This is a genomic window from Adlercreutzia sp. DFI.6.23, assembly GCF_024462535.1.
GTDB lineage: Bacteria > Actinomycetota > Coriobacteriia > Coriobacteriales > Eggerthellaceae > Adlercreutzia > Adlercreutzia rubneri.
This window is the reverse complement of the sequence record NZ_JANGBP010000004.1, coordinates 200,579-225,592: the sequence shown is the minus strand read 5'-3', so window position 1 is coordinate 225,592 and position 25,014 is coordinate 200,579. Positions and strand designations below refer to the sequence as shown.

21 protein-coding genes are annotated in these 25,014 nt (G+C 61.7%); 14 read left to right on the top strand and 7 right to left on the bottom strand.

Translation table 11 applies throughout. The features are described from left to right. Window positions 1-4 precede the first annotated feature (4 nt). A complete protein-coding gene (smc, locus tag NE591_RS05460) occupies window positions 5-3,583 on the top strand; it encodes a chromosome segregation protein SMC (RefSeq protein ID WP_173113273.1) in 3,579 nt (1,192 codons plus the stop codon). 5 nt (window positions 3,584-3,588) lie between these two features. On the opposite strand, the gene NE591_RS05455 is transcribed toward smc, so the two are convergent. Further along, on the bottom strand, window positions 3,589-3,951 hold the full coding sequence (locus NE591_RS05455) for a hypothetical protein (RefSeq protein ID WP_256156433.1): 363 nt from the start codon (window positions 3,949-3,951) through the stop codon (window positions 3,589-3,591). After that, window positions 3,948-4,424, bottom strand: coding sequence for a hypothetical protein (locus NE591_RS05450; RefSeq protein WP_256156431.1), 477 nt, complete (start codon window positions 4,422-4,424; stop codon window positions 3,948-3,950). The genes NE591_RS05455 and NE591_RS05450 overlap by 4 nt, the downstream gene beginning before the upstream one ends. Before the next feature lie 711 nt (window positions 4,425-5,135). Here NE591_RS05450 and NE591_RS05445 point away from each other — a divergent pair. The 3 genes from NE591_RS05445 to NE591_RS05435 are packed head-to-tail and all read left to right on the top strand — an operon-like array spanning window position 5,136 to window position 9,116. Further along, window positions 5,136-7,784: a molybdopterin-dependent oxidoreductase gene (locus NE591_RS05445; protein WP_114549542.1), complete on the top strand. Its 2,649-nt coding sequence runs from the start codon at window positions 5,136-5,138 to the stop codon at window positions 7,782-7,784. Window positions 7,785-7,787: 3 nt separating this feature from the next. Further along, window positions 7,788-8,411 carry a 4Fe-4S dicluster domain-containing protein gene (locus NE591_RS05440; protein WP_114549541.1) on the top strand — a complete coding sequence of 208 codons (624 nt, stop codon included), beginning with the start codon at window positions 7,788-7,790 and terminating at the stop codon, window positions 8,409-8,411. Between the two features lie 12 nt (window positions 8,412-8,423). Further along, window positions 8,424-9,116, top strand: coding sequence for a molecular chaperone (locus NE591_RS05435; RefSeq protein WP_173113261.1), 693 nt, complete (start codon window positions 8,424-8,426; stop codon window positions 9,114-9,116). 170 nt (window positions 9,117-9,286) lie between these two features. Here the strand turns inward: NE591_RS05435 and NE591_RS05430 are convergent, their stop codons facing one another. After that, window positions 9,287-9,610 (bottom strand): heavy metal-binding domain-containing protein, encoded by a 324-nt coding sequence (locus NE591_RS05430; protein ID WP_114549539.1) that lies wholly within the window; start codon window positions 9,608-9,610, stop codon window positions 9,287-9,289. A 107-nt stretch (window positions 9,611-9,717) separates the two neighbouring features. On the opposite strand from NE591_RS05430, the gene NE591_RS16225 reads away from it, so the two are divergent. The 7 genes from NE591_RS16225 (at window position 9,718) to NE591_RS05395 (ending at window position 16,570) form a co-directional block, all read left to right on the top strand. Then, window positions 9,718-10,311 carry a helix-turn-helix domain-containing protein gene (locus NE591_RS16225; protein WP_173113258.1) on the top strand — a complete coding sequence of 198 codons (594 nt, stop codon included), beginning with the start codon at window positions 9,718-9,720 and terminating at the stop codon, window positions 10,309-10,311. A gap of 69 nt (window positions 10,312-10,380) precedes the next feature. Then, window positions 10,381-11,133 carry a Crp/Fnr family transcriptional regulator gene (locus tag NE591_RS05420; protein ID WP_241521407.1) on the top strand — a complete coding sequence of 251 codons (753 nt, stop codon included), beginning with the start codon at window positions 10,381-10,383 and terminating at the stop codon, window positions 11,131-11,133. A 188-nt stretch (window positions 11,134-11,321) separates the two neighbouring features. Beyond that, a complete protein-coding gene (locus NE591_RS05415; protein ID WP_256156429.1) occupies window positions 11,322-13,754 on the top strand; it encodes a molybdopterin-dependent oxidoreductase in 2,433 nt (810 codons plus the stop codon). Next, window positions 13,691-14,044, top strand: a complete 354-nt coding sequence (locus tag NE591_RS05410; RefSeq protein ID WP_256156428.1) for a molybdopterin dinucleotide binding domain-containing protein — start codon at window positions 13,691-13,693, stop codon at window positions 14,042-14,044. The genes NE591_RS05415 and NE591_RS05410 overlap by 64 nt, the downstream gene beginning before the upstream one ends. Window positions 14,045-14,057: 13 nt before the next feature. Then, a complete protein-coding gene (locus tag NE591_RS05405; protein ID WP_114549535.1) occupies window positions 14,058-14,666 on the top strand; it encodes a 4Fe-4S dicluster domain-containing protein in 609 nt (202 codons plus the stop codon). Window positions 14,667-14,894: 228 nt separating this feature from the next. Further along, window positions 14,895-15,785, top strand: coding sequence for a Fic family protein (locus NE591_RS05400; protein ID WP_173113252.1), 891 nt, complete (start codon window positions 14,895-14,897; stop codon window positions 15,783-15,785). Window positions 15,786-15,835: 50 nt separating this feature from the next. Continuing rightward, window positions 15,836-16,570, top strand: coding sequence for a bifunctional 2-polyprenyl-6-hydroxyphenol methylase/3-demethylubiquinol 3-O-methyltransferase UbiG (locus NE591_RS05395; RefSeq protein WP_173113249.1), 735 nt, complete (start codon window positions 15,836-15,838; stop codon window positions 16,568-16,570). Window positions 16,571-16,753: 183 nt separating this feature from the next. Here the strand turns inward: NE591_RS05395 and NE591_RS05390 are convergent, their stop codons facing one another. Then, the gene (locus NE591_RS05390; protein WP_114549532.1) at window positions 16,754-17,077 is read right to left on the bottom strand and encodes a heavy metal-binding domain-containing protein; all 324 of its coding nucleotides are present in this window, start codon (window positions 17,075-17,077) and stop codon (window positions 16,754-16,756) included. A gap of 247 nt (window positions 17,078-17,324) precedes the next feature. On the opposite strand from NE591_RS05390, the gene ahcY reads away from it, so the two are divergent. Together ahcY and NE591_RS05380 are read left to right on the top strand one after the other, a co-directional pair. Continuing rightward, the gene (ahcY, locus tag NE591_RS05385) at window positions 17,325-18,581 is read left to right on the top strand and encodes an adenosylhomocysteinase (protein WP_114549531.1); all 1,257 of its coding nucleotides are present in this window, start codon (window positions 17,325-17,327) and stop codon (window positions 18,579-18,581) included. Between the two features lie 420 nt (window positions 18,582-19,001). Beyond that, window positions 19,002-20,330: a glycosyltransferase family 2 protein gene (locus NE591_RS05380; RefSeq protein WP_231699480.1), complete on the top strand. Its 1,329-nt coding sequence runs from the start codon at window positions 19,002-19,004 to the stop codon at window positions 20,328-20,330. Window positions 20,331-20,646: 316 nt separating this feature from the next. On the opposite strand, the gene NE591_RS05375 is transcribed toward NE591_RS05380, so the two are convergent. Continuing rightward, complete coding sequence (locus NE591_RS05375; RefSeq protein WP_173113246.1) at window positions 20,647-21,456, bottom strand: ComF family protein; 810 nt, start codon at window positions 21,454-21,456, stop codon at window positions 20,647-20,649. 477 nt (window positions 21,457-21,933) lie between these two features. Here NE591_RS05375 and NE591_RS05370 point away from each other — a divergent pair, with 477 nt between their 5' ends. Continuing rightward, window positions 21,934-23,001, top strand: a complete 1,068-nt coding sequence (locus tag NE591_RS05370; RefSeq protein WP_256156426.1) for a transporter substrate-binding domain-containing protein — start codon at window positions 21,934-21,936, stop codon at window positions 22,999-23,001. Between the two features lie 284 nt (window positions 23,002-23,285). Here the strand turns inward: NE591_RS05370 and NE591_RS05365 are convergent, their stop codons facing one another. After that, complete coding sequence (locus NE591_RS05365; protein ID WP_114539734.1) at window positions 23,286-24,215, bottom strand: SufD family Fe-S cluster assembly protein; 930 nt, start codon at window positions 24,213-24,215, stop codon at window positions 23,286-23,288. Window positions 24,216-24,225: 10 nt separating this feature from the next. Next, window positions 24,226-25,002, bottom strand: a complete 777-nt coding sequence (locus tag NE591_RS05360; protein WP_157013067.1) for an ABC transporter ATP-binding protein — start codon at window positions 25,000-25,002, stop codon at window positions 24,226-24,228. Window positions 25,003-25,014: the final 12 nt, after the last annotated feature.

Below are 25,014 nucleotides of genomic sequence, written 5' to 3'. Positions count from 1 at the left end.
GCCCATGTATCTGAAATCTCTCGTTCTCAAGGGCTTCAAATCCTTCGCCGACCGCAGCGCGCTCACGCTGGAGCCGGGCATCACCGCCGTGGTGGGTCCCAATGGGTCGGGCAAGTCGAACATCTCGGACGCTGTTCTGTGGGTGCTCGGCGAGCGCAACGCCAAGAACCTGCGCGGCCAGGCCATGGAGGACGTCATCTTCGCCGGCTCCTCGGCGCGCAAGGCCTCCGGTCTCGCCGAGGTCGATCTCGTGCTCGACAATTCCGACGGCACGCTGCCGGTGGATTTCGACGAGGTGGCCATCACCCGGCGCATGTACCGCAACGGCGAGAGCGAGTACCTCATCAACGGCACCGTGGCCCGGCGCATGGACGTGTTGGACATCCTGCACGACTCGGGCCTGGGCACCGGCACCCATTCCATCATCTCCCAGGGCTCGCTCGACTCCATCCTGCAGAGCAAGCCGGAGGATCGCCGCGCGCTCATCGAGGAGGCCGCCGGCGTTCTCAAACACAAGCAGCGCAAGGCGAAAAGCGAGCGGAAGCTGGCGAACATGGACCAGCACCTTTTGCGCGCCCGCGACGTGGTGGGGGAGGTGGCCCGGCAGCTGGGGCCGCTCGAGCGCAAGGCCAAGAAGGCGCGCACCTACCAGGAGCTCGCGGTGCAGCAGGCGGAACTGGCGCTATCGCTGGCGGTGGACGATTTGCGGGGGCTTCAGAAGGAGTGGGATGCGGCCAAGGAGCGCGAGGCGGCGCTTTCCGCCGAGCTGGAGGAGCGAAGGGGCGCCATCCAGGAGGCCGAGGCCGCTGTAGAGGCGCTGCAGGAGCGCATCCGCCAGCAGACGCTGGACGCCGGCGACCTGTCGCGGCGCCATCGCGCGGCGGCGACGGTCGTCGAGCGCTTCGACTCCGCGGCCATGATGCTGCGCGAGCGGCGTCGGGCCGCCACGGCCCGGGCCGGCGAGCTGGAGCTTTCCATCGAAGCCAATGCCGTGAAGGCCGACGAGGCGGCATCCGAACTCGCGCGCGCGACGGCCCAGTACGAGGAGGCGGCCGCCGAGCTGGACGCGGCTAAGAAGAAGGTGTCGGATCTGGATGCGGTGTACCGCGATTTGGGAGTGCGCCGCGGCGCGCTGGAGCGTGAGCTTGCCGCCCTTTCCAAGGACGCCGAGAAGATGACCGCTGAGCGCGAGACGGCGCGCCGCCGCCATGCCGAGAACACCGAGGCGCTCTCCCACGGGCTTGCCCACGTGCAGGTAGTGGAGGGGCGCGCCGCCGAGCTGGCGCTCGAGCTCGCGCGCGCCCAAGAGGAGGCCGAGCGCGCGGCGGCCGGGGCCGCCGAGGCCGATGGCGAGCTTTCCGCGCTGGTGGCGGACGAGGCGGCGGCGCGCGCCGCCGTGGGCACCGCCGTGCAGTCCCGCGACGCGGCCCGCGCCGCCATGGACGAGGCTCGCGACGCCCATCGGGCCCTTTCGGTGGAGATCGCCACCTTGGAGGAGATGGAGCGCTCAAGCGCGCTTTCCGCCGGCGAGGCCCGGGCGTGGCTCGTGGAGCACGTCGACGAGGTGCTGGGGCTCTGCGAGCCGCTCTCCCACGTCATCCAGGTCTCGGCCGGCTTCGAGCCTTTGGTGGAATCGCTTCTGGGCGGGGACGTGGCCACGCTGCTCGTGGAAGACGCGGGCGCGGTAGAGCTCATCGCCGGACAGCTCGCCGCCGCCGGTGCCGCGGGCGAGGCGTCCTTCCTCATTCGCGACGACGCCAGTCCCTCCCGCATCCGCGGCGCGGCCCGTGTTCGGCGCGAGCGCTTCGGCGGGGCCGAGGGCGTCCCGCTCGTGGACGAGCTCCTCTTCCCGGAAGAGGCCCGGGGCGCCGTGGAGGCGCTTCTGGGCGATGTGGTGGTGTGCCCGACCCTGGAGGCGGCGCTTTCCGCCCACGGACGGGACGACGCGGCCCTGCGCTTCGCCACTCCGGATGGTGCCATTGTATGGCCCTCCGGCAAGGTGAGCGTGGGGGGCGCCGTGGTGGACGAGGGGGCCGGCGTGCTCGCCCGCGTGCGCCACTTGGAGGAGCTGCGGGCGCAGCTTTCCGGCGCGGCGGCGGCCCAGGCCAAGGCTGAGGAGGCCCACCGCTTGGCCGAGGAGGCCCTGCGCCAGGCCCAGGCCACGTCCCTGGAGCTTTCCCAGGCCCTGGCCAACCTGCGCGGCCGTGCCGAGGCGGCCCGCAACACCGCGAGCGCCGCCGCCGAGAAGCTGGCCTCCTGCCGCCGCGAGCTGGAATCCGTCGAGCGCCAGCGCGCCGAGGCCGAGGCCGCCGTGGCGTCGGCCCGTCCCAACGTGGAATCCTTCGAGGCCCGGGTGAAGGAGCTGGACGCGGCGCTGAATGCGGGCAAGAAGAAGCAGGAGGCCTTAAGCGAGGAGCTGGCGCCTCTGCGCCGCGAGGCCCATCGCGTCTCCGACAGCCTCGCCGAGGCGAAGCTGGCGCAGGCCACGCTCTCCGAGCGCACTACCTACGCCGAGCGCGTCCGCGATGCCCGTGTCCGCGACTTGGAGGCCCTTGCCGCCGCGAGCGAGGAGGCCCGTGTGGCCCTGCGCGCGAAGACGGTCTCCGCCGCCCGCATCGAGCCGGTGCTCGCTCTCATCGACGAGCTGACGGCCTCGGCCCAGAAGTGGACGCGTCAGCTGGAGGAGCGGGCTACTGCCGCCGAGGACTCCTCGAGCGGGCTGCACGCCTCTGTCACCGAGGCCCGCGGCCGGGCCCATGAGGCCCACGCCCTCTTCGACGGCGTAAGCGAGCGCCTCAGTGAAGCCCGCGTGCAGAAGGGGCGGCTCGAGCTCCAGGTTGAGGCGGCGGTGAACCATATCGCGACCGACCTGTCCGTGCCCCTGGAGACGGCGCTTTCCGTGCCGCCCCTGGAGAACCGGCCCGAGGTGGAGGACGCCCTGTTCAAGATCAACCGTCGCATCGCCAACCTCGGCACCATCAACCCGGACGCCGCCGAGGAGTACGACGCGCTGAAGGTGCGCTACGACTACCTGGCCGCCCAGCTGGACGACCTCGATCGCGCCCGGCGCTCGCTCGCGAAGATCAACCGCGTCATCGACGCGCGCATGAAGGAGGACTTCATCCGCACCTACGAGGCGGTGGATCGCAACTTCCAAGAGATCTTCTCCATCCTCTTCCCCGGTGGCAGCGCGAATTTGTCGCTCGTGGATCCGGATGATCTGGAGAACACCGGCGTGGAGGTGAACGCCCAGCCCAAGGGCAAGCGCATCGCGAAGATGATGCTTCTGTCCGGCGGCGAGAAGTCGCTTACGGCGCTGGCGCTGCTGTTCGCGGTCTACCGCATCCGGTCGACGCCGTTCTACATCTTGGACGAGGTGGAGGCGGCGCTCGACGACACGAACCTGCGCCGTCTGGCGGCCTACATTGACAGCCTGCGCGACGAGACCCAGCTCATCATGATCACCCACCAGCGCCGTACCATGGAAATGGCCGACGTGCTCTTCGGCGTGTCCATGCAAGGCGATGGCGTCACCAAGGTCATCAGCCAGAAGCTCGACCAGGCCTTAAAGCACGCGGAGTAGGGGTCTCAGGCCACCTCGGCGATAATTGTATCGAAAAGCCCCAGGGCCTCGGGGCATGCATAGACTTTGTTGCGTCGACCGCGACTGACTTGGGTAATGATGCCGTGGGAGGATAGCAGGGTAATTATATTGGAGACAGTTGTATAGCTTGCCTCAGTTGCATGTGCAAGGGAGGCGATGGAAAAGACTGGGGCTCCAACGATGGCAATAAGAAGTTTGCGCATTGTTTTTGTCAGATGAACTTCCGATGAAGCGAGGAGGGCCTCCCACTTGTCTACTATTTTCCCAATAATTGAAAATATCCCGTATTCGATCTGCACGGCATTTTGCGAAGCTCGGGCAGTGTGGTAAATCCAGTCGTCAATCATTTGCACTTCGGTTTTAAGGGGCGAGAACCGATAAGATTGCAGGACTTTTCCCGTTTGCTTGTCTCGAGGGCTGGTGTTACAGCTATTGGGAGTATGAGGCGCTTTATTAATCCTGCGTTTTGCCAAAGGCCTATCAACAGGGCGCAATTAAGTTGTTCGGTGTGGGAAGAAAACATTTTCGTTGCTTCCGTTTGATAATGGACGAGGGCGCCCTTGATTGAGGGGCTGAGTTTTGAATCGTTGATGAAAGCGGCAAGGTCTTTTAGAAATACAGGCAGTTCTAATGGCGAAGGTGGACGATAGATGCTCTCTCCCTGAATGGGGCGAGGAGCCGAAAAATCGTGATTTCGAAGACCTGCGGATACGCCTGGACTGTATATAGCGCTTAAAGTGGAGTGAAGCGACAGGATAAAACTGGGGGTAATGGTGCTGGGCAACCCTGAATCGAGCAGCTTGGTTTCGATGTTTGCCATCTGGCAGGCGCATCGCGAAGCGTTGAAGACATCCCGGTTTATTTCGTTGAGTCCAAACGATTCAAGACGAGAAATGCCGACAGTGCCTTTGTTGGTCGTGGGGGGGGGGGGCTCTCGTTGAGAAAATCGTTATAGCAACATAGCTGATAGCTGGCTTGCTTTCCCTCGCGAGCTGCGAGGAATATGCCATTGATACGGCTGACGATACGAACAAGTGAATTGATATATGGGGAAGATCCGATAATACAGTCGTACCTTGATGCAAGCATTTCGAATCGTGCTGCCTCGCCGAGGGTTTCGTCGCTCAATATAATCTTGCGGGTAGTGAGGGGAAAGGGAGTGTAGTGTGAATTTGCTTGTTGAGCAGGGGGCGTGAGGTGATCGGATACTGGAGGGAAGTGCGTAATGGCTGCAAGGTCTTGCGGCAGTTCGCTTCTGTCGAACGACGTCTTAAGTCCCACGTTTCCCTCCCTGGTTATTTGGAAACTTGTTTATGATAACAGAGAAGGCGATCGGGGATGCGATCAATGCTGTCGCTATATCAGTTTTCAAATTTTCGCAAACAAGGAGATAGGGGGGAATTCTACAAAAACGATTAATGCAAATAAGGACTCTGCCCGAGAAGCACCTGCTATTCCTTTGAAGATAATGATCCAGCGAGAGCATCTCGTTCGAGTGCTCATACATGTCATATGAAAGGAGTAGGGTGCAATGGAGGAGATGAAATCATCGGCCCTTGAGAGGGGGATGAGTAGGCGAAGCCTGCTGAAATGGGCGGGATTGGCCACGGTCGGCTCTGCTGCGCTTGGTGCGACAGGCTGTGTCGGTTTCAATGAGAAAACGCCGATAAGCGATACGGGCGATGTGGACGAGAATCCTGGTGAGTGGATTCCATGCAGCTGTTGGGTTGATTGCGGCAGCAAAGGGTTCAATAAGGCGCTGGTTAAAAATGGCGAGGTGGTACGCCTCGGCACCGATAAGTCGCACGAGGATTCTCCCGACTGTCCGCAGTTACGTGGCTGTGCTCGCGGACGTTCACTTCGTGGCATGATATTCGGGGCCGACCGGATCAAATACCCTATGAAGCGAAAAAACTGGCAGCCGGGCGGAGGGGAAGCTGCTCATGGCGAGTTGCGTGGTCGTGATGAGTGGGAGCGCATTAGCTGGGACGAAGCTCTGGACTTGATTGCAGGGGAAATTGAGCGAATTCTCGATACCTATGGAAATGAGGGCATCCTTCTGCCTGGCGGCGTCCCTCAGCGCATGGGTGATGTGGAGATTGGGCGCCTCATGTATATCAAGGGCGGATGCCTGGAGCAGACTGGCGCAGTGTCATCTGGGGCATGGACGGAGATGGCAAAGCTCATTGGCATGCCGGAGGAGCAGAATGATCGCATGGATATGAGATCGAGCGATGTCATTGTGCTCTGGGCGTCGAATCCTGCTTGGAGTCGTGCGGGGTTGCCCAATTACCAATACCTGCAATGTCGAGACGCAGGAGTGAAGTTTATTTGCGTCGACCCATTCTATACGCCCACGGCGCGTGCGCTGACAGATGATTACATTCCTATTCGGCCCGGTACGGACAGCGCCATGCTCCTGGGCATGGCCTATGTGCTTATTTCACAAGACGACCCCTCGACCAATCCTCTTATCGATTGGGATTTTCTCGAGCGCTGCACTATCGGTTTCGACGCAGACCATATGCCTGAAGGAGCCGATCCGAAAGACAATTACAAGGACTACGTTCTCGGTACTTATGACGGTGTGCCTAAAACGCCGGAGTGGGCGTCGGAAATATGCGGCACTCCCGCAAAAGACATTGAGCGACTGGCGGTCTTGCTGGGAAGTACGGAACGGGCTTCGGTAATCATGTCGTCGGCACCTGCTCGGACGGGGAGTGGCGCCGAGCTTTGTCAGAATCTCATGACATTTGGCGCTATGGCGGGCCTCATCGGAAAGCCGGGTTGTTGCTGCGCTTCTGATGGCGGTCATGCTGGTTTCCAAGGGCTATCCTATTCGCTGCTAAAGGGTGGTCAGCAGCATGCGCATTTGCGCAGAGAAACGTTCGGATGCCCCATTGAGTGGATAAACAATCCTCTGGAGAATCGCAAGGTTAACGTTAACCAAATGTGGACTTCGATTGTGGATGACCGCAATTATGTCGGACTTGACGGAAACATCTACGAAAACAAAGTGCACATGATCTATGACCGTCAGGAAAACTTCCTCAATCAAGGTCCTGCCACTATGAAGGGCATTGAGGCGTATCGGATGATGGATACGGTAGTGGCTCAGAATCTTGTTATGACTACAACCTGCAAATATGCCGATATTGTTCTTCCCGTTACAAGTCCATGGGAAAGATATGGCGACGTAACGAAAGGCATGCGCGAATCACTCTTGTGGTTCAGCCAAGTAGTCGACCCCCTTTTCGAATGCAAGAGTGATGCCGAAATTGCAGCAGAGCTTGCTGATCGGATCGGTGTTGATCGCCAGGTTCTCCAGCCTAAGACTGAAAAGCAGATGGTTATCGATTTGGTGGCCGCAGCTCAAGTCATCAAGGAGGATGGAACAGACTTCGAGAATCTCGTAAGTATTACTGAAGACGATTTGGCGACCTTGGGGGTGGAAGGTACTCCTCAAGAAGGACGCATTCCCATTCTCGATTTCAAGCGCGAGGGCATTTACTCCCTTGAACGTTCGGAGGGAGATAAGTATACAAGCGTCGCGCTCAAGTCATTCCGGGATGATCCTGAGGCAAATCCTCGCAAGACGGCCTCCGGGAAACTGGAGATTTACTGCCAAGCTGCCGTGGATAAGGTTCATGCGTTTGGCTTCAAAGAGATTGCACCAAGTCCTCGCTATGTCCCGCCGGTGGAAGGATATGAAGAGACATTTTCGAATTGGGATGAAAAAATCAAGGGAGACTATCCCTTCCAAATATACAGTCTCCATATTCCGCGGCACATCCACTCGAACTTTGCAAACGTTCCCAAGATGAGGGAAGCTTTCGACCATCCTCTTTACATGAATACACTTGATGCTGATCGATTGGGCATGGAAACGGGCGAGACGGTGCTCATCACTTCAAAGTGGGGTCAATGTCTACGTCCTTTGTTGGTAACCGAGACTATCATGCCTGGCGTCCTTGCGATGGGTCAGGGAGCCTGGGTGGAAATTGACGAGGAAACTGGTATCGATAAGGCTGGTTGCATGAATGTTCTTTGCGGTCCCAATGTGACGACAACGGGGTACCAGGCATGGAATACCTGCATTTGCAATGTGGAGAAATGGAATGGGGAGCCGCTTACTCCCGACTATCTATGGGACTCGCGCGAAGTTTTCAAGGAGGATTAAAGTATGGGGCAGCAAGGTTTTCTGATCAATACCGAGGACTGTATTGGATGCAAAGCATGCGAGTTGGCCTGCAAGGATCTGCATAGTTTTGACATCGGGCCTCGGACGCGTCGCGTATACGAGGTTTGCGGCGGCGATTGGTCTGTGGACGACGTCACGGGCGTTTGCGTGCCGTCCAATGTGTTTGCTTGTGCGGTGACTTTCTCATGTGGCCACTGTGACAACCCGGCTTGCGTGTCGGTCTGCCCTACAGGAGCTCATGCCAAAGATCCGGAAACAGGGCTGGTCACTGTTGACGCCGAGGTTTGCATAGGATGCGGATCCTGTGTCGAAGCGTGCCCCTATGGAGCTCCGCAGTTGGTGAAAGACGAGGGCGTAGTTCGGAAGTGCGACTTATGCCAGGGACTTCGAGAGCAAGGGGAAGAACCAGCTTGTGTTGCCTTGTGCCCGCAGCGGGCGCTCAAGGTGGGAGACATCGATGAGCTTCGCGCCGCCTATGGGACATGCGCTGACATACAACCATTGCCATCATCGGAGTATACCTCGCCAAACATTGTCGTTGTGCCCCATCGAAATGCGAGAATGAAGGAAGATGGCAGTTATCGTATGTTATCGTTGGGGCAGTAGGGGAATGGCGGCATGAACGACAACTGCGGGAAAGCGTCGATGGAGTTTCGGGACCAATTGGAGGCGGCTGCCGCTCTGTTTGTGCTGCTCGGTCGCATATTTCACGGTATTCCCGATCGGAGCCTTTTTGCCGAATTGGTCGAGCAGCAAGTTTTTGAGGATATACCCTATGTTGCCGGGAGTGATGCGCAAAATGCGCAGCGACGATTGCTGGCTTGGGCTCGCAGCTGCGACGTTGGCTTTTCGGAGAAAGACTACCATGATCTAAGGGCCGAGTATACGCGTTTGTTTGTTGGAACGAAAAGGGTTTTGGCGCCCCCTTGGGAATCGGTGTACTTCAACAAGGAGCGCATGGTGTTCCAGCATCAAACTTTTGAGGTAAGGGCCATGTATGCGAAACATGGTTTAGAGGTTGATCTGATTTCTCGCGAACCCGACGATCATTTGGCTTACGAGCTAATGTTTTTGGGTCATCTGCTCGCGAGAGGAGTTGGTTTCTTTGAACAAGGTGAGTCTGGAAAAATGCGCGAAACTCTCGTAGATGCAGTCTCGTTCACGGTGTGCCACCCTCTTAGTTGGGTGCCGCAATGGCGCGATACGGTGCATCGCCACTCGTCGAACGATTTCTATTGCGGTTATGCCGCGCTAGTGGAGGTTGCCTTGCGCCAAGTGGAGGATGATTTATCCTCGTTGCTGTTGCCTTGATTAGCCGGATAATCATAGCTCGGCCCGAAAGCGCCTCCTCCCTCTGCGCTTTCGGGCCTCTTTTTCGAATGTCGTCCCAGCATGTTGTCTTATCTGATGCCTAGAGTTGTTCGACACCGCAGGCGTTGGCCTCTGCAGTTGGAGGTTGCGCTGAAACGAGGACGTTTGCTTTAGACCGCTTCCACGGTAACGGCGGTGCCGGAGGCGGTGACCATGAGCATGTTGCCCTGGCCGAGCACCTCGTAGTCCATGTCCACTCCAACGATGGCGTGGGCGCCCAGGGCCGCGGCGCGCTGCTGCAGCTCCTCCAAGGCCTGGGTACGGGCCGCCATCAGCTCCTCCTCGTAGCCGGCGGATCTTCCGCCCACGAGGTTGCGGATGCCGGCGCCGAAGTCTTTCAAAAAGTTGATGCCGGTGATGACCTCGCCGAAAACAATGCCGTAATACCCGGTGATGCGGTATCCCTCTACCGAAGGGGTGGTTGTGACGATCATGGGGAGGCTCCTTTCTGGGTAATTGGTGATGCGAGTATACCGCTTTTCGCGTTGCGACGAGCTGGGGGTATAATAGCTTCTACCTTGTCGACGAGGAGGGGGTCTTCGTGAAGGGTAATAGCTATACGAGCAAATTGCGTTTGGGGGCACTGCATTGTCCTGTGCGGGAGTTCTGCCCGCTGGCTTTTCTGTGCGCCAAGCCATTTGACGGCGATCGACTCTTGCTGCCCAATATAGTTACGGTGGGCTACCGCGAGATGTTCTGGACGGATTTGTCTGCCCGGCGTCAGGCGTGCGTGTTCGACGGGGATGCAGTGAAAGACCAGATCAACAGTTTGGGTGTTCCTGCGGTGCCCGAGTTGCTCGCGCGTCTTTCCATGAACCAGGCTACGTGCGCCCATGGCCAGAAACTCACCCTTGCCCACCAACGGGCGCGCGACAAGGTGGCTTCGGTGCTGCTGCGCCTGGAGGCCGCGCTCTTGCGCGATCCCGCTTTCGGCGGCACGGTGCCCCTCTCCTATGACGACATCGCCTTTCTCGCCTGTACGGAACGAGCGACAACAAGTAGGGAGTTGAAGGCGTTTGCCCACGACGGTCTGATCGATTTGAGCTATCGGCGCATTGGCATTAAGCAGGGCCTGCACGAGCATTACGGTCATTTTATCGAGGCGCACCTGCCTTTCTACGATGAAGCCGGATAGGATTTCCCAAGGGATGATGGAACGCAATGACCCCGGCTTTCACTGAAGCGACGAGGAGATACGGTGAAGATGAACGAATATGCGGAGCGGTTGCGCCGAGAGGCGCTTTCCTGCCCCGTCCGGCCCGAATGTCCCTTGGCGTTCCTCTGCGCTTCGTGTGTCGGCACCGATCGCTATGCGCTCCCGACCTTTATCGACTTTGATTACGGCCATATGGCCTGGACTGATCTTACGCTGCGACCCTGCGTGTTCGTCGTCCGCAGCGGCTTGCTTATCGCTAAGGCCTATGGAAACGACGGGGTGGAGATTCCCTATCACGTGTCGGGAAGGGGCTCCGTTTCGGGAATTGCCGAAATTTACGGTCTTTACACCGCATCGAACTTCAATTTCTTGTCAGGCCTCGTTCCCGGGAGGTTGTGCAGCTTCGATTCGAGCTTCGTGAAAAAACGTCTTAACGACTTGCCGGGTCTCGAAGGCCACAGGCTGACTGCCCGCATATCCCTTAACCATACGACCTCGACGTACGGCCAGCTGCTCACGCTCTCCCATGCGAAAGCGCGCGATCGGGTGGCGTCGGTGCTCGTGAGGCTCGATGCAATGCTCGGGCGCGAGGAGGACTGCGGGCATGTTCTTCCCATCGCCCATGGCGATGTTGCCTTTATCGCCTCTCTTCGGCGCACGACGGTAAGCTGCGAGTTGAAGGCTTTGGCCGAAGAGGGGATGCTTCATCTGGGGTATCGGCGCATTGAGCTGCTCGAGAGCTTTATAGAGGAGTACGGATCTCTCGTCGAAGCGAGCCTGCCCTTTTACGGCGCTAGTTAGATTACATGTTACAACAGCGCCCTTTGAATAATTGTCGCGAGGGCGACAATTCAGCCTGTTTGGTTTGACGCCGGGGGCGCAAACTCTTTTTCGCTTCCGCGAGAAAATGCGATTGCCCGCAATGTCGTGCGCTGCGGGCGCATTGAGGGGATCTGATGATTCCGGGATGAGAGAAAGAGAGGAATGTTATGAGCGAGAACGGCTTGAACATCAGCCGCCGCGGGTTCGTGGCGGGGGCTGGCGCTGCGGCTCTCGGGGCCGGGTTGGCGGGATGCTCGTCCGGCACGGCAGAGAAGGAGGGGACCGATCTGGCGAGCACCTCGCCGGAGAAGACGGCCTATGATCCGGAGGCAGGGGAGTGGATTCCCACGACCTGCAACATGTGCTTTAACAACTGCTCCATCAAAGCCCATGTTGTCGATGGCGTGGTTGTCGAGTTGACGGGCAACCCCGAAAGCTCCATTGGCAACGGGCATATCTGCGGCAAGGGCGCCGCGGGCATTATGATGCTGTACGATCCCAACCGTATCACCAAGCCCATGAAGCGCACCAATCCCAAGAAGGGCTTCAACGAGGATCCCGGTTGGGAGGAGATTTCCTGGGACGAGGCGTATGATCTCGTCGACAGCCATATGAGGGAGGCCATCGAGCGCAGCGGCCCCCATGCAGTGATCGGCATGTCCATGGTTGCCAGCCAAATCGGCTCTCTTGTGCGCGGCAGCGCCCTCGGCGCCATTTACGGGAGCGCTGAGGGAGCTAGCTCCGATATTTGCGGCACGGGCGTCCACCAGATGGAATACCTGCTTACGGGTACGGGTAACGCGCGTCCCGACTACAAGTACTGCAACTACGTCATCCAGTTCGGCACCAATGCTGGCACGGCCACGCGCCACGGCTTCAACATGACCGCCGAGCTCTTCGCGAATCGTCGCGCCGAGGGTCTTCGCCATGTGGTGTTCGATCCTCATATGGGCGCATCGGGCGAGAAGGCCGACCTGTGGGTGCCCATTCGCCTTGGCACCGATGCCGCCGCAGCGCTCGCTATCGCCAACGTGCTCATCGAGGAGGGGCTCATCGACGTTGAGTTCCTGAAGACGCGCACCAATGCCCCGTCGCTCGTGAATGTGGAGACGGGCCGTATCCTCTTCGACGAGACGGCCGGCAAATCGCTTTACATGGACGCTGACGGCACGCCGAAGACCTACGACAAATGCGCCGATCCCCAGCTTGAGGGCTCTTTCGAGGTGAACGGCGTGGCGTGCAAGACCGGATTTACCCTGTACAAGGAGCGCGTGGCGAAGTACACGCCCGAGTACCAGGAGGAGATCACCACGGTGCCGGCGGCCACCATTCGCCAGATTGCCAAGGAGCTTGGCGAGGCTGCGCATATCGGCGAGACCATCGAGATCGACGGTGTGACGCTGCCATATCGCCCTGCAGCGGTGGATGCTTTTTCGGGCATTACACGCCACAAGCATGCATTCCATATTTGCTGGGCCGTGTTCACGCTGAACAACCTCATTGGCTCTACGAACTCCGTCGGCGGTTTCTGCGGCTTTGACCCGGCTTGCAACGGTTGGACCGACGATAATCCGAACATGTCTTGGCACCCCGCCGTGTGGGAGCCTGAGGGCCTTATCGAGTACGATGGGTTGCTGCTGGGCTTCCCGGGTTCCTATTACCAGAAGATTTACGAGAGCGATTATACGCCGACCAGCATGAACCTGATGGAGCTGCAGCCCCTCAGCGAAGATAAGCACTTCGTGCACGTATCGCAGGCCAATCCCGATTTGTACCATACCCAGCCTGCCGAAGTCGCTTTCTGCTATGCCTGCAATCCCATTAAGTGGTGGGGCAACTACGACGAGCAAGCAGAGATTTTCAAGAATTACAACTACGTTATCGGTATCGATATGTATTTGAACGAGTCGTCCTATTTCTACGACGTCATTTTGCCGGAGTGCTGCTACCTTGAGCGCAGCGAGCCTTTGCCCCATGCGGCGAACAATCACCGCATGATCGGCGGTATGGGCAATCCGTGGACGATCGCCGTATGGCAGAAGGTCGTCGAGCCCCGCGACGGCGCTCCTTCCAGCTGGGAGTTGTTCAGCGAGTTGGCCGATCGCGCTGGCAAGAACGCTGAGTTCATTGGTCTGCTGAACAAGTTTTTCCGCGTTAAGGAAGAGTACGCTGTTCCCATGGATCAGAAGCTCGAGGTCGAGGCCTTCGCCGATTCGGTGCTGAAGTCCAACATCGACGAGGAGCATGATTTCGCGTGGTTCAAGGAGCATGGCGTTTACGACCATCCGCGCGATGTCGATGAGGCGTATCTGTGGGCGAACGGCGACGCTGGTCGTGTGCCCATGTATTTCGACTTCATGCTGGAGGCCAAGGAGAAGGTGGAGGCCAAGGTGGCCGAGCTGGGCATCCCGTGGAGACCGATGACTACGAGGCGCTGCCCGACTGGAAGCCTGGCTGCGGTTACGAGGTGGTCGATTCCGACTTCGACATTATTCCCGTGTATCACACCGATGCCATCAACACCGATTCCTGGCTTATGGAGAACCCCTACGTCAACGAGATCAACGAAGAGAACCCCTACGGCTACACGATTGAGATGAACGCAGCCAAGGCCAAGGAGAAGGGCCTTGCGAACGGGGACAAGGTGCGCCTCTCCAGCCTTGAGGGCGCTTCGGTCGAGGGCGTGCTGGCAACCTCCGAGGGCGTTCATGCGGAATGTGTATCGGTAATCGGCGGCCATTGGGGATCGAAGTCGAAGTACATGCCCCGTGCGTTCAACAAAGGCGTGCCTGTCGTGCATCTGATTCCCGGTCAGACGCCGGATCGCTTAGACCACATCTGTTCCGCCTTTGATCAATGTGTCCGCGTTAAAATCGAGAAGATCGCTTAGGAGGGGATGAGATATGACCTACGGAATGCTCATCGACTTGAAGAAATGCGTGGGCTGCCACGCCTGCAGCGTGGCCTGCAAAGAGGCCCACGGCACCCGCCCAGGCGTGCGCCGCTCCCGCGTGGACCGCGTCTTCGAGGGCACGTACCCCGACGTGCGCAAGACGGCCTATCCGATGCTGTGCATGCACTGCGAGACGGCCCCCTGCGTGGAGGTCTGCCCGCAGGACGCCACCTACAAGCGCGAGGACGGCATCGTCGTCATCGATAAGGACAAGTGCATCGGCTGCGGCAGCTGCCAGACCGTGTGCCCCTACGACGCGCGTCACCTGGCGGCCTCCGAGGACGGCTACTTCGGCTCCGAGCTCAGCGAGTACGAGGCGGTCATGTACGAGACCATGCCGCCCATGACCATGGACAAGTGCACCTTCTGCGCCGAGCGCATCGACGCCGGCAAGGGCGAGGTCCAGGCCTGCGTGGCCGCCTGCCCGGCCGGGGCGCGACTGTTCGGCGACCTCGAGGACATCAAGGCCCAAGCCGAGGCTGCAGGTGGCTTCCAGCTCAAGGCCGAGGAGGGCACGAGCCCGTCTGTGTGGTACCTGCCCCACAAGGTGAACGAGTAACGTTTCCGCCGGGCCGCCTGCCCAGCACGGCCGGCGGCCCCCCTCCTCGCCGCCCGCGCAACTCCTCCTCCGCGGGCGGTGTCCCTCCCTTTGCGGCGGCCCTGTGCGGGCCGCCGCTTTGTGTTTCTGCCCGTGGAAATGCCGTGCGCCTGGCAACGGTCTAGGCTTTCCGCGCTGCCGTTCGCTAGAATGGATCAAGACAAGGCCGGCGGTATGAGACGGAGTGGCATGGGTGCGCGATACGAGATAGAGGAGCTGGAGTACGCCTCCGGCTACGAGAAGATGTACGGCGTGACCGACGAGCAGCTGGCATTTCTCTCCCGGCATCAGGACAATCTTCGCCGCTTCGAGGTCGAGCCGACCTACGATGCCGCGCTCGACGCCGATCTTGAGCGCCTGGCGCGGAAGCGCGACGAGCTCTCGCGGCACGGCTTCGATGCGGCCCGCGAGGAGGGGAGCGCCTCCGAGGCGTTCCGCGTGGAATTCGCCCATACGACGACGGCGCTGGAGGGCAACGGCCTCACCCTCGCCGAGACGGCCATGGTGCTTGAGCGCGACCTCACCATTCCCGGCAAGCCGCTGCACGACCATTTGGAGGTGATGGACGCCGACGCCGCTTTCATCCGGGTGCGCAAGCTCGCGGCGGATGGCGCGCCCCTTTCCGAAGAGATCGTCTTCGACGTGCACCGCCTCATTGCCGCCCACTTGGAAGAGGCCGATCCGGGGGAGTACCGCTGGGACATGCGCTACGTCACCTCGTCTTCTATGTATCCGCCCCCTCCCGCCCGCGTGCCGGAATTGATGGGCGCGCTGCTCGCATCGTCTTTGGCGCACCCGGGCGTGGCGACGGCGGCGCTGTTCCACCTGGTGTTCGAGGACATCCATCCCTTCGGCGACGGCAACGGCCGCACGGGCCGCGCCCTTCTCAACCTCATGCTCATGGAAGCGGGTTTCCCGCCCATCGCCTTCAAGGCCGACCGCGAGAGCGCCCGTCGCTACTACGACGCCATCGCCGCCTTCGCGGGCGACGTGGAGCATCGCGACGGCACGGCCCTTCTGCGGCTCGTCATTGAGCTGGAGGATCAGGAGCTCGGCAAACGCCTGGCGCTGCTGGGATAAAACGGTTTCTCTGATGGTCACGCGAAGAGGTTTAAAAAAGGAGAATGGCCGTGGAAAGCGATGAACTGCAGCAATACTACGCCGAACTTGCCTGCGATGGCGGGTTTGAGGCGCGCTGCCATATGGAGCTGCCGGAGCGGTCGCTGGTTGGCGCGCGCATCGTGAACGTGGGGTGCCGCCGCGGCAAGGGCACCTACAAGCTGAGCGAGCAGGTGGGGGAGGGCGGCTTCGTCGTCGGGGTCGACTGGAACGAGGCCTTTGTGGAGGCGGCTCGGGCGGGCGTGCCCAGGGCTCTTGAGCGCAGCGGCCTCTCCCGGTGCAACATGGCGTTTCGCGTTGGCTTCCCTGAAGATTTGGCCGCGGCGGGCCTTGAGGAGGGCTGGGCGGACTTCGTCTATTTGAACAGCTCCCTTTCACTGTTCGCCTCTCCGGCCCGGGCGCTTAGGGAGTGCGGTCGCGTGCTGGCGCCCGGCGGCGTGCTGCTGGCCGAGGTTCCCGTGGCGGAGCCGAACGGAAAGGGGCGCGCGGGCGATGCCGATTTCGCAGTGGATGCCAGTCGCGCGGCCGTCGTCGAGGCGGCCCGCGCCCTTCCGAACGCCGTGCAGGCGGCGCCGACTTTCGAGGAACTTCTCGCGTGGCTTGCGACGGCGGGGTTCTCCGAGCCCGTGATTCGCAGCGAGCGGCCGCTTTCCCCCGAGGAGGGCAGCGCGCCCGACCGCCCTGTCCCCACCGTGCCCGGCGACGACGCGACCTATCGCCTTCTGTCACTCGAAGGCGCTCGATGAGTCGACGAACGTGCCCATTTCTGCACGAGATCGCCGTTTACGAGCGTCTGAATGCGGAAACTGAAGACGCAATTAGCGTAAAACATGTATCAAAAGGGGAAGTAAGCCCTCTTAGACGCTCATAACGGTAAATCTCGTGCAGAAAGCGGCCTCTTCGCCAACCGGGGCGAGCGTATCGGCTCGCTACACCGTCTCTACCGTGACGGCGGTGCCGGAGGCGGTGACCATGAGCATGTTGCCCTGGCCGAGCACCTCGTAGTCCATGTCCACTCCAACGATGGCGTGGGCGCCCAGGGCCGCGGCGCGCTGCTGCAGCTCCTCCAAGGCCTGGGTACGGGCCGCCATCAGCTCCTCCTCGTAGCCGGCGGATCTTCCGCCCACGAGGTTGCGGATGCCGGCGCCGAAGTCCTTCAAAAAGTTGATGCCCGTGATGACTTCGCCGAACACGATGCCATAGTAGCCGGTGATGCGGTAGCCCTCCACGGTGGGGGTGGTGGTGACGATCATGGGGGAGTCCTTTCTCGAAGAGGCGCCACGCCGGCGTAAAAGCCACGGGCGCGCTGTGAATCCTGCGCGATCATGATACCTGAAGCGGCCGTGTCTCGGCGAGGATGCGCCGCCGATTGTCCAACCTGTGGGGAGGTTCCCGAAACAGCGCCGTGCGGGCACGGGTGCTGTGCTACCCTGTTGCCCGTGCACATTCCCCGGACGTCATCCGACCCGGAGAGACGAACGCTACGAAAGGAAGCAATCCGTGAGCCAAGCCTGCGATATTTTGGACATCAACCTGGCCGACGAGGGGCAGAAGCGCATTCTGTGGGCCGACCGCGATATGCCGGTGCTCGCCCGCATCCGCGAGCGCTTCGCCGAGGAGCGCCCGCTCGAGGGCGTGCGCATCGGCGCCTGCATGCACGTGACCACCGAGACGGCGAACCTCATGCGCACGCTCGTGGCTTCGGGCGCGGAGGTGACGCTCTGTGCCTCCAATCCGCTGTCCACCCAGGACGACACTGCTGCCTCGCTCGTGCGCGACTACGGCGTGCGCGTGTATGCCATCGCCGGCGAGGACGCGGAAACCTATGAGCGCCACATTGCCGAGGTGGTGGCCACCAACCCGCAGATCATCATGGACGACGGCGCCGATCTGGACACCGCCCTGCACACGAAGTTCCCCGAGAAGCTGGAAGGCGTGATCGGCGGCACCGAGGAGACCACCACCGGCGTGGTGCGCCTTATGGCCATGGCGAAGGACGGCGCGCTACGCTACCCGGTGTTCAACATCAACGACGCCAACACCAAGCACTGCTTCGACAACCACTACGGCACGGGCCAGTCCACCTTGGACGGCATCGTGCGCGCCACGAACCGCCTTCTGTGCGGCCGCACCATGGTAGTGTCCGGTTATGGCTACTGCGGGAGCGGTCTGGCCCAGCGCGCGAAGGGCATGGGTATGGACGTCATCGTCTGCGAGGTCGACCCCCTGAAGGCGCTTGAGGCCCACATGGAGGGCTACCGCGTGATGAAGGCCGAGGATGCCGCCCGCTTCGCCGACGTGTGGGTCACCGTCACCGGCGACTGCAACGTCATCGACGAGCCGGCCTTCAAGAACATGAAGGACGGCGCCATCATCTGCAACTCCGGCCATTTCGACTCCGAGATCAACATGAAATGGCTGCGCGCGAACGCCGTGAAGGTGGAGGAGCTGAAGCCGCTGGTGGAGGAGTACACGCTGCCCGACGGGCGCACCATCACCGTGCTCGCCGAGGGGCGCCTTGTGAACCTCGCCTGCGCCGAGGGGCACCCGGCCTCGGTTATGGACATGAGCTTCGCCAACCAGGCCCTGGCCGCCGAGTACCTGTTCAAGCATGCCTCCGAGCTTGAGGACAAGGTCTACGACGTGCCCGCCGCCATTGACGACGACGTGGCTCGCGTGAAGCTGGAGACGCTCGGCATCGAGATCGACACCCTCACCGAGGAGCAGATCGCCTATATGAACTCTTGGAATTTCTAGAAGCTTCCTAAACTGTCCGGCCGCGGGTCGGCGGAGGGGCACGTGCTCAAGCAATGGCTCGCTTGGTGGAACAGCCCACTGGGCTGTTCCAGTCGCTGCGCAACCTGCGCGCGAGCCCCTCCGCCGACCCGCGGCCTCCCGCACGTATCCTGCTGACGTTTCGGGCTTGAGCGCGAGCCCCTCCGCCGATCCCGGCCTCCCGCCCCTCCACCAAACCTTACGCTTCCCTTACAGGTATGGAGGGGATGTGGCGCAAATGCGGCGAAAAGGAACACTTTGGCCTCGATTGCCCCCATTTCGGCCGTCGTGACCCAACTGGCGCTGCCAACTTGGCTCGAAAGGGCTATACTTCAACCGTTTGTGCAGCCGCGCCCACGCCACTGACCGTGCGGGCGCATGTCATGTCCTAGGAGCCTCAAGGTGTTCGATACCGTAGCATCGCAAGTGTCGGCGTTGTCCTTCGTTGACATCTTCAATTTCTGCGTGTTTCTTACCTTCACTATTTGCTATACCTACCAGCTTTTCTACGTGCTCGTGGTGCTGACGCGCCGGGCACCGAAGAAGATGGCGCGCGCCAACCACCGCTACGCGGTCATGGTGGCGGCGCGCAATGAGGAGACGGTCATCGCCGACCTCATCCACTCCATCAAGGTGCAGAACTATCCCGCCGAGCTCATCGACATCTTCGTCATCGCCGACAACTGCACTGATAACACGGCCGACGTGGCCCGCGAGGCCGGCGCCATCGTGTTCCCCCGCAGCAACGACAAGCTGGTGGGGAAGGGCTATGCGCTCGATTACGGCCTGAAGGCCATCTGGGAGCAGTACGCCGACCGCGACTATGAGGCGTTTTTCGTCTTCGACGCCGACAACGTGCTCGATGTGAACTACTTCCGTGAGATGAACGCCACCTTCGATAACGGCGCGAAGGCCTCCACCTCCTACCGCAACTCCAAGAACTTCGGCAGCAACTGGATCTCCGCTGGCTACGGCGTGTGGTTCCTGCGCGAAGCGAAGTTCTTGAACCAGGCGCGCCTCACGCTGAACACCTCCTGCGCCGTGTCGGGCACGGGCTTCTTCATCGCCGCCGACATCCTGAAGGCCGCCGGCGGCTGGAAGTGGCACCTGCTGACCGAGGACATCGAGTTTTCCGCCGCCTCCATCATCGACGGCGTGCGCATCTCCTACTGCCCGACGGCGGTGCTCTACGACGAGCAGCCCATCACCTTCCGCGATTCGTGGAACCAGCGCTTCCGCTGGGCCAAGGGCTTCTACCAGGTGTTCGCCCACTACGCGGGCGGCCTGGTGAAGGGCACGCTGACCAATCCCGCGGGCTACCGCTTCGCCTGCTACGACATGCTCATGACCATCGCTCCGGGCATGCTGCTCTCCATCATCTCCATTCTGTTCAACACCATTATCATCGTGCTGGCGGCCACGGGCGTCATGTCCACGGGCGTGGCCATCGCGAGCTCGGTGACCTCGGTCGTGTTCTGTCTGTGCAACTACATCGTGTTCATGTTCGTCTTCGGCGTGCTTACCACCTTCGTGGAATGGGACTCCATCCGCACCACCACGGCGAAGAAGATCCGCTACATGTTCACCTTCCCCTTCTTCATGCTCACCTACATCCCCATTGCGCTCATCGCGCTCGTGAAGAAGGCGGCGTGGAAGCCCATCCGCCATTCCATCTCGGTGGACGTCGCCGAGTTCTCCGAGGCCGAGGGCGTTCGTCTCTCCTCGAAATAACTCCTTTCATTTTCTAGCGATGCTTGCTAGAATATAAGGCAGGCTCGAGGGGAGCCACTGGCCAGTGAAATCTCCCCTGAACCGTTTGTTATTTGGGCCGTCTTGCATGACGTGCCCGCCTTGCCTTTCGGCTCGAATCCGCGTACTCGCGGATTCGAGCCATCAGGTTCAGCAAGCAAGCCGCAAAACGAACCCAATCGCAAAGGTCCATTTGCCTGCCTTTCTCCCGTTGCCTAAGGTAGCGAAACGGGCGGGGTCGGCCAGCTCCCCGCCCCGAGGATGCTTCTTATGTATCCTCGGGGCGAAAGGCTGCGTCCTAGGTTCGCGCGAACGTGAGGCACCAGACGATCTTGGCACCGGCGGTGCGCAGGGCCTCGGTGGCGGCGAACAACGTGGCACCGGTGGTGCACACGTCGTCCACGACGATGACGGCGGCGGGCATGCTGGCGCCGGCCAGCGCGGTGAGCGAATGCCTCATGTTGCCGATGCGTCCCGTCCGCCCCAGCTTCCGCTGGTCGCGGCTGCGGGCGGCCACGAGCAGAGGGGCGAAGTCCAGCCCGGCGATGAACGACAACTCGCGGGCCAGATGCTCGGCATGGTCGAAGCCGCGCCGCCGCCGGGCGGCGGCCGTGGCGGGCACGAAGGTGACGACCGGCGCTGCGCCCATCCAGCGGGGCGGCAGGTAGCGGGCCATGATCTGGGCCATGGGCCGTGCCAGGCCGCGCTCGTTCTGATCCTTGTACACCGTTACAATGCGGCGGACGGCCTCGGTAAGCACGAGGGCGCTCGCCATCTCGTCGTAGGGCGGCTCCTTGTAGCCGAAGGGCTCCATCAGCACGGACGTGCACTCCGAGCACTGCACGACGCCGAAGGGCGCGCCGCAGCGCGGGCAGGCCGTCAGCGCGTCGATGTAGGGGAGCGCCGCGGCACAGGAGCCGCACAGCACCGCGCCGGGCTTATCGCACACCGCGCAGCGGGTGGGGTAGAGCGTCTCGGCCACCATGTCCGCGGCGAAGTCGCGCGCGGCGCGCCAGTCCGCGCGCAGGCGGCGGGAGGGAGCGGCGTGTTTCGCGGCCGCGCCCTCCCGACGGCTCTTCGCCGGCGTTCGCTCATCGAAGAGCGCCATCTGTCCTTTCATCGGCTTCATGGGGGCAGTCTACGCGCGCACGACCGTGGAAATGACGCGGGAATGTCCCGTTTCGTTCCCCGCGCCGACCGCGTTCGCGTCTCATCCCGCGCCCCGCGCCGACCGCACGGCTTTCGCACTTCGTAGGTTCTGCGGGGCTTTGCCCCGTCTAAGCCCACTTCTGCTACACTTAGCGATGCTTCTTTCGGGTCTGTAGTTGCGGAGAGACGCGACGTCTTTCCAAGTCCATGGCAGATGCGGTCGAAAGGATCCACGTAAGCGCGTGGGCGTTGCCCGCCGTGAGCATGGCGTATCCTAGAGGTAAGTCGCACCGCCCGCTGACATTTTCGCGGCACGGACGCCGTGACGGGCGAGAGGGCTACTAGCGCAAGCGAACGCCCCGGTGCGCGAGTGTGGGGTCAAAGACTAGGTCAGTCGAAAGAGGCAACGTACCGATTGAATTAGACGGAGGATGATGTGAGAAAGCGTTCGTTCGTTGCGGTTGCCTTTGCGGCGCTGCTCGCGGTCGGCCTGTTCGGCCTGGCCGGATGCACTGGATCGGGCACCTATCAGCCGGAGCTGAAGTCCGCCGAGGTGGCGCCCCCGGTCATCGGCGAGGAGGGCACCCTGCGCGTGGGCGTCAACACCGAGAACCCGCCTCTGGCCGGTATGGGCAGCGGCAAGATCATCGGAATCGACGTGGACATCGCCGCGGCTCTCGCCGACGAGCTGGGGCTGAAGCTGTCGGTGGTGGATGTGGGCAGCGACCCGGCCGGGGCACTCGCCAACGGCACGGTGGACGTGGTGCTCGGCATCGACGACTCCGCGAGCGACGGCGATTTCTGGCGCTCGGCCTCCTACCTGCCCACGGGCATCGCCCTGTTCGCGCTGAGCCCCGACGCGGGCACTCCCACCCAGGATTCCGGTGCCACCTTCGCCGCCCAAGTTTCCTCGAAGAGCGCCTGGGCCGTCTCCAACGGGTTCGGCGAGTCCAGCCTCACGCCCACCGACAGCCTGAAGGAGGCCTTTGAGGCGCTTGAGGCCGGAAGCGTGCAGTACGTGGCCGCCGACGCTGTCATCGGCCTGTACGCGGCCCATGGCCAGGGGCTCGACGTGTCCATCGTCGCCATGCTCATGTCGCCGACCGGCTACTGCATGGGCGTCTCGAACGAGAACGTCGATTTGCAGACGGCCGCCGGCGACGTGCTCGCGCGCCTGGTGAGCGACGGCACCATCAACGTCATTGAGCGCAAGTGGCTCGGCACCACCGTGGCCCTGGGCGATCTCACCGTCGTCAGCGATCTGACCGCCTCCGCCGCCGACGCCGCCACGGGTTCCGATAGCGAGGACGTGGGCGATTCCGACAGCGGTGATGCCGACACCGGCGACTCGGGAGACACGGGCTCCGAAGACACCGGTTCCGGCGACTCGTCGGACGGCTCCGATGAGTCCGGCGATACCGGTAGCGGCGACGATTCTGGTAGCGAGGGCTCCGGCGATGCAGGCGACTCCGGCAGTTCCGGCGACGAGGACGCGGCCGAATAGTGTCCTTTCCTTCAATGCACTGAGTCCCGCTTTCGGGAAGATGAGCCTCAGCTGTACGGACGAATGACAAAAGTGGCCCTCGGGCTGCGGGTTGAAGCGCTGAATCCGCAGCCCGAGGGCTCTTTTTGTCGTTTCACCCGCAGCCCGAGGGCCGAAAATGTCGTAGCACGATGCTCGCAGTGGCAAAAACCCGCCTCGGGCTGCGGTTTGCAAAAAGAAGAGGGCGGCTCCTTCGGGAACCGCCCTCGTTCGATGGTGATGCGGGTGCGGCGGTGCGCCAGCGCCTAGCTCAAGAAGTCGTCCAGGATCTCGGCCTCGGCCTCTTCCTCGGTGAGGCCCAGCGTCATGAGCTTCACGATCTGGTCGCCGGCGATCTTGCCGATGGCGGCCTCGTGGACGAGCATGGCGTCCTCGCTGGCGGCCTCGATGCCGGGGATGGCCTTCACCTTGGCGTTGCCCATGATGATGGCGTCGCACTGCACGTGCCCGCGGCAGGCGCACTCGCCGATGACGAGCGGGTTGAACACCTGCACGGAGTCGTCCTGGGCCACCGAGCGGGAGATCACCTGCACGGAAGAGCCCTCGCCCTTCAGCTCCACCTTCATGTTGGAAATGGCGGTCTGGTTGCCGTGGGTGAGCAGCTTCTCGGTGAGTACGAGCTTGGCGTCCGCGCCCAGCTCGGCGTTGGTGTCGCGCACGGTGGAGGTGACGCCGCGCAGCTGTACCATCTCCATCTCGCAGGAGGAGCCCTCCTCCATGTACACGTTGGTGGTGGGGTTCAGGATGCGCTCGCCTGAGCCATCGCCCTCGCCGTAGTGCTTCTCCACGTAGCGTACGCGGCTGTTCTTCCCCAGATAGAAGCTGTGGATGCCGTCGTGCTCGGAGGCGTCGTGGGAATCGTTGTGGATGCCGCAGCCGGCGATGATGGTGATGTCGCAGTTCTCGCCCACGTAGAAGGTGTTGTACACGACGTCCTTCAAGCCCGACTTCGTCACGATGACGGGGATGTACACCGTCTCGCCCTTGGTGCCGTCCGCGATGCGGATGTCGATGCCGGGGTTGTCGGTCTTGGTGGAAATGTCGATGTAGGCCGAGGAATGGCGCTCGACCAGTTCGCCGTCCTTGCGCACGTTGAAGGCGCCCTTCGGCATGCCGTGCATATTGGCGATCTCGGCGAGCAGGTTCTCGTCGATGGGGGAAAGATCAACGGTCATGATAGCTCCTCTAGCAGGTGGTGGGGATCTCGGTTAGGTGCAGCTCGGTGGGGGTGGAAAGCGGGCAGCCGTGATCGTCCAGGCTGCGGGCCGCGAACCCGAGCCGCGGCATGAGCTCGGCCGGCGTGCCCGTCTCGGCCACCTGGCCGTCGCGCAGAAGCACGATCTCGTCGGCCAGCGAGATGATGCGCTCCTGGTGCGAGATGATGACGATGGAGCGCCCGTCGCGGGCCTCGTGGATGTCGCGGAACGTCTCGGTGAGCCTGTCGAAGCTCCACAAATCGATGCCGGCCTCGGGCTCGTCGTAGATGGCCAGCTTCGGGTCGCGGGCCAAAATGGTGGCGATCTCGATGCGCTTCACCTCGCCGCCCGACAGCGACTTGTCCACCTCGCGGGTGAGGTAGCTCGCCGAGCACAGGCCCACCTTCGAGAGGTACTCGTTGCAGGCGAGCATGGGCAGCTTCTTGCCGGCGGCGATGTCGAGCAACTTCTTCACCTTCATGCCGCGGAAGCGGGCCGGCTGCTGGAAGCCGTAGCCGATGCCGAGGCGGGCGCGCTCGGTGATGGATTTGTCCGTGATGTCCTCGCCGTTGAAGAGGATCTGGCCGCTCGTGGGCTCCTCGATGCCCATGATGAGCTTGGCGAGCGTGGACTTGCCGCCGCCGTTGGGTCCGGTGATGACCGTGAAGCGGTCGTCGGGAATGGTCAGGGAGAGATCGTCGATGATGCGCTTGGTGCCCCCGTCGTCGGCCGGCACCTCGAACACCAGGTTCTTAAGTTCGAGCATGGGATACTCCGT

What these genes read in the sequence shown, in the direction of transcription:
- smc (WP_173113273.1), top strand. Translation starts at nt 5, where the DNA reads ATGTATCTGAAATCTCTCGTTCTCAAGGGCTTCAAATCCTTCGCCGAC.
- NE591_RS05455 (WP_256156433.1), bottom strand. Translation starts at nt 3,951, where the DNA reads ATGATTGACGACTGGATTTACCACACTGCCCGAGCTTCGCAAAATGCC.
- NE591_RS05450 (WP_256156431.1), bottom strand. Translation starts at nt 4,424, where the DNA reads ATGGCAAACATCGAAACCAAGCTGCTCGATTCAGGGTTGCCCAGCACC.
- NE591_RS05445 (WP_114549542.1), top strand. Translation starts at nt 5,136, where the DNA reads ATGGAGGAGATGAAATCATCGGCCCTTGAGAGGGGGATGAGTAGGCGA.
- NE591_RS05440 (WP_114549541.1), top strand. Translation starts at nt 7,788, where the DNA reads ATGGGGCAGCAAGGTTTTCTGATCAATACCGAGGACTGTATTGGATGC.
- NE591_RS05435 (WP_173113261.1), top strand. Translation starts at nt 8,424, where the DNA reads ATGAACGACAACTGCGGGAAAGCGTCGATGGAGTTTCGGGACCAATTG.
- NE591_RS05430 (WP_114549539.1), bottom strand. Translation starts at nt 9,610, where the DNA reads ATGATCGTCACAACCACCCCTTCGGTAGAGGGATACCGCATCACCGGG.
- NE591_RS05420 (WP_241521407.1), top strand. Translation starts at nt 10,381, where the DNA reads ATGAACGAATATGCGGAGCGGTTGCGCCGAGAGGCGCTTTCCTGCCCC.
- NE591_RS05415 (WP_256156429.1), top strand. Translation starts at nt 11,322, where the DNA reads ATGAGCGAGAACGGCTTGAACATCAGCCGCCGCGGGTTCGTGGCGGGG.
- NE591_RS05410 (WP_256156428.1), top strand. Translation starts at nt 13,691, where the DNA reads ATGGAGAACCCCTACGTCAACGAGATCAACGAAGAGAACCCCTACGGC.
- NE591_RS05405 (WP_114549535.1), top strand. Translation starts at nt 14,058, where the DNA reads ATGACCTACGGAATGCTCATCGACTTGAAGAAATGCGTGGGCTGCCAC.
- NE591_RS05400 (WP_173113252.1), top strand. Translation starts at nt 14,895, where the DNA reads ATGGGTGCGCGATACGAGATAGAGGAGCTGGAGTACGCCTCCGGCTAC.
- NE591_RS05390 (WP_114549532.1), bottom strand. Translation starts at nt 17,077, where the DNA reads ATGATCGTCACCACCACCCCCACCGTGGAGGGCTACCGCATCACCGGC.
- NE591_RS05375 (WP_173113246.1), bottom strand. Translation starts at nt 21,456, where the DNA reads ATGGCGCTCTTCGATGAGCGAACGCCGGCGAAGAGCCGTCGGGAGGGC.
- NE591_RS05365 (WP_114539734.1), bottom strand. Translation starts at nt 24,215, where the DNA reads ATGACCGTTGATCTTTCCCCCATCGACGAGAACCTGCTCGCCGAGATC.
- NE591_RS05360 (WP_157013067.1), bottom strand. Translation starts at nt 25,002, where the DNA reads ATGCTCGAACTTAAGAACCTGGTGTTCGAGGTGCCGGCCGACGACGGG.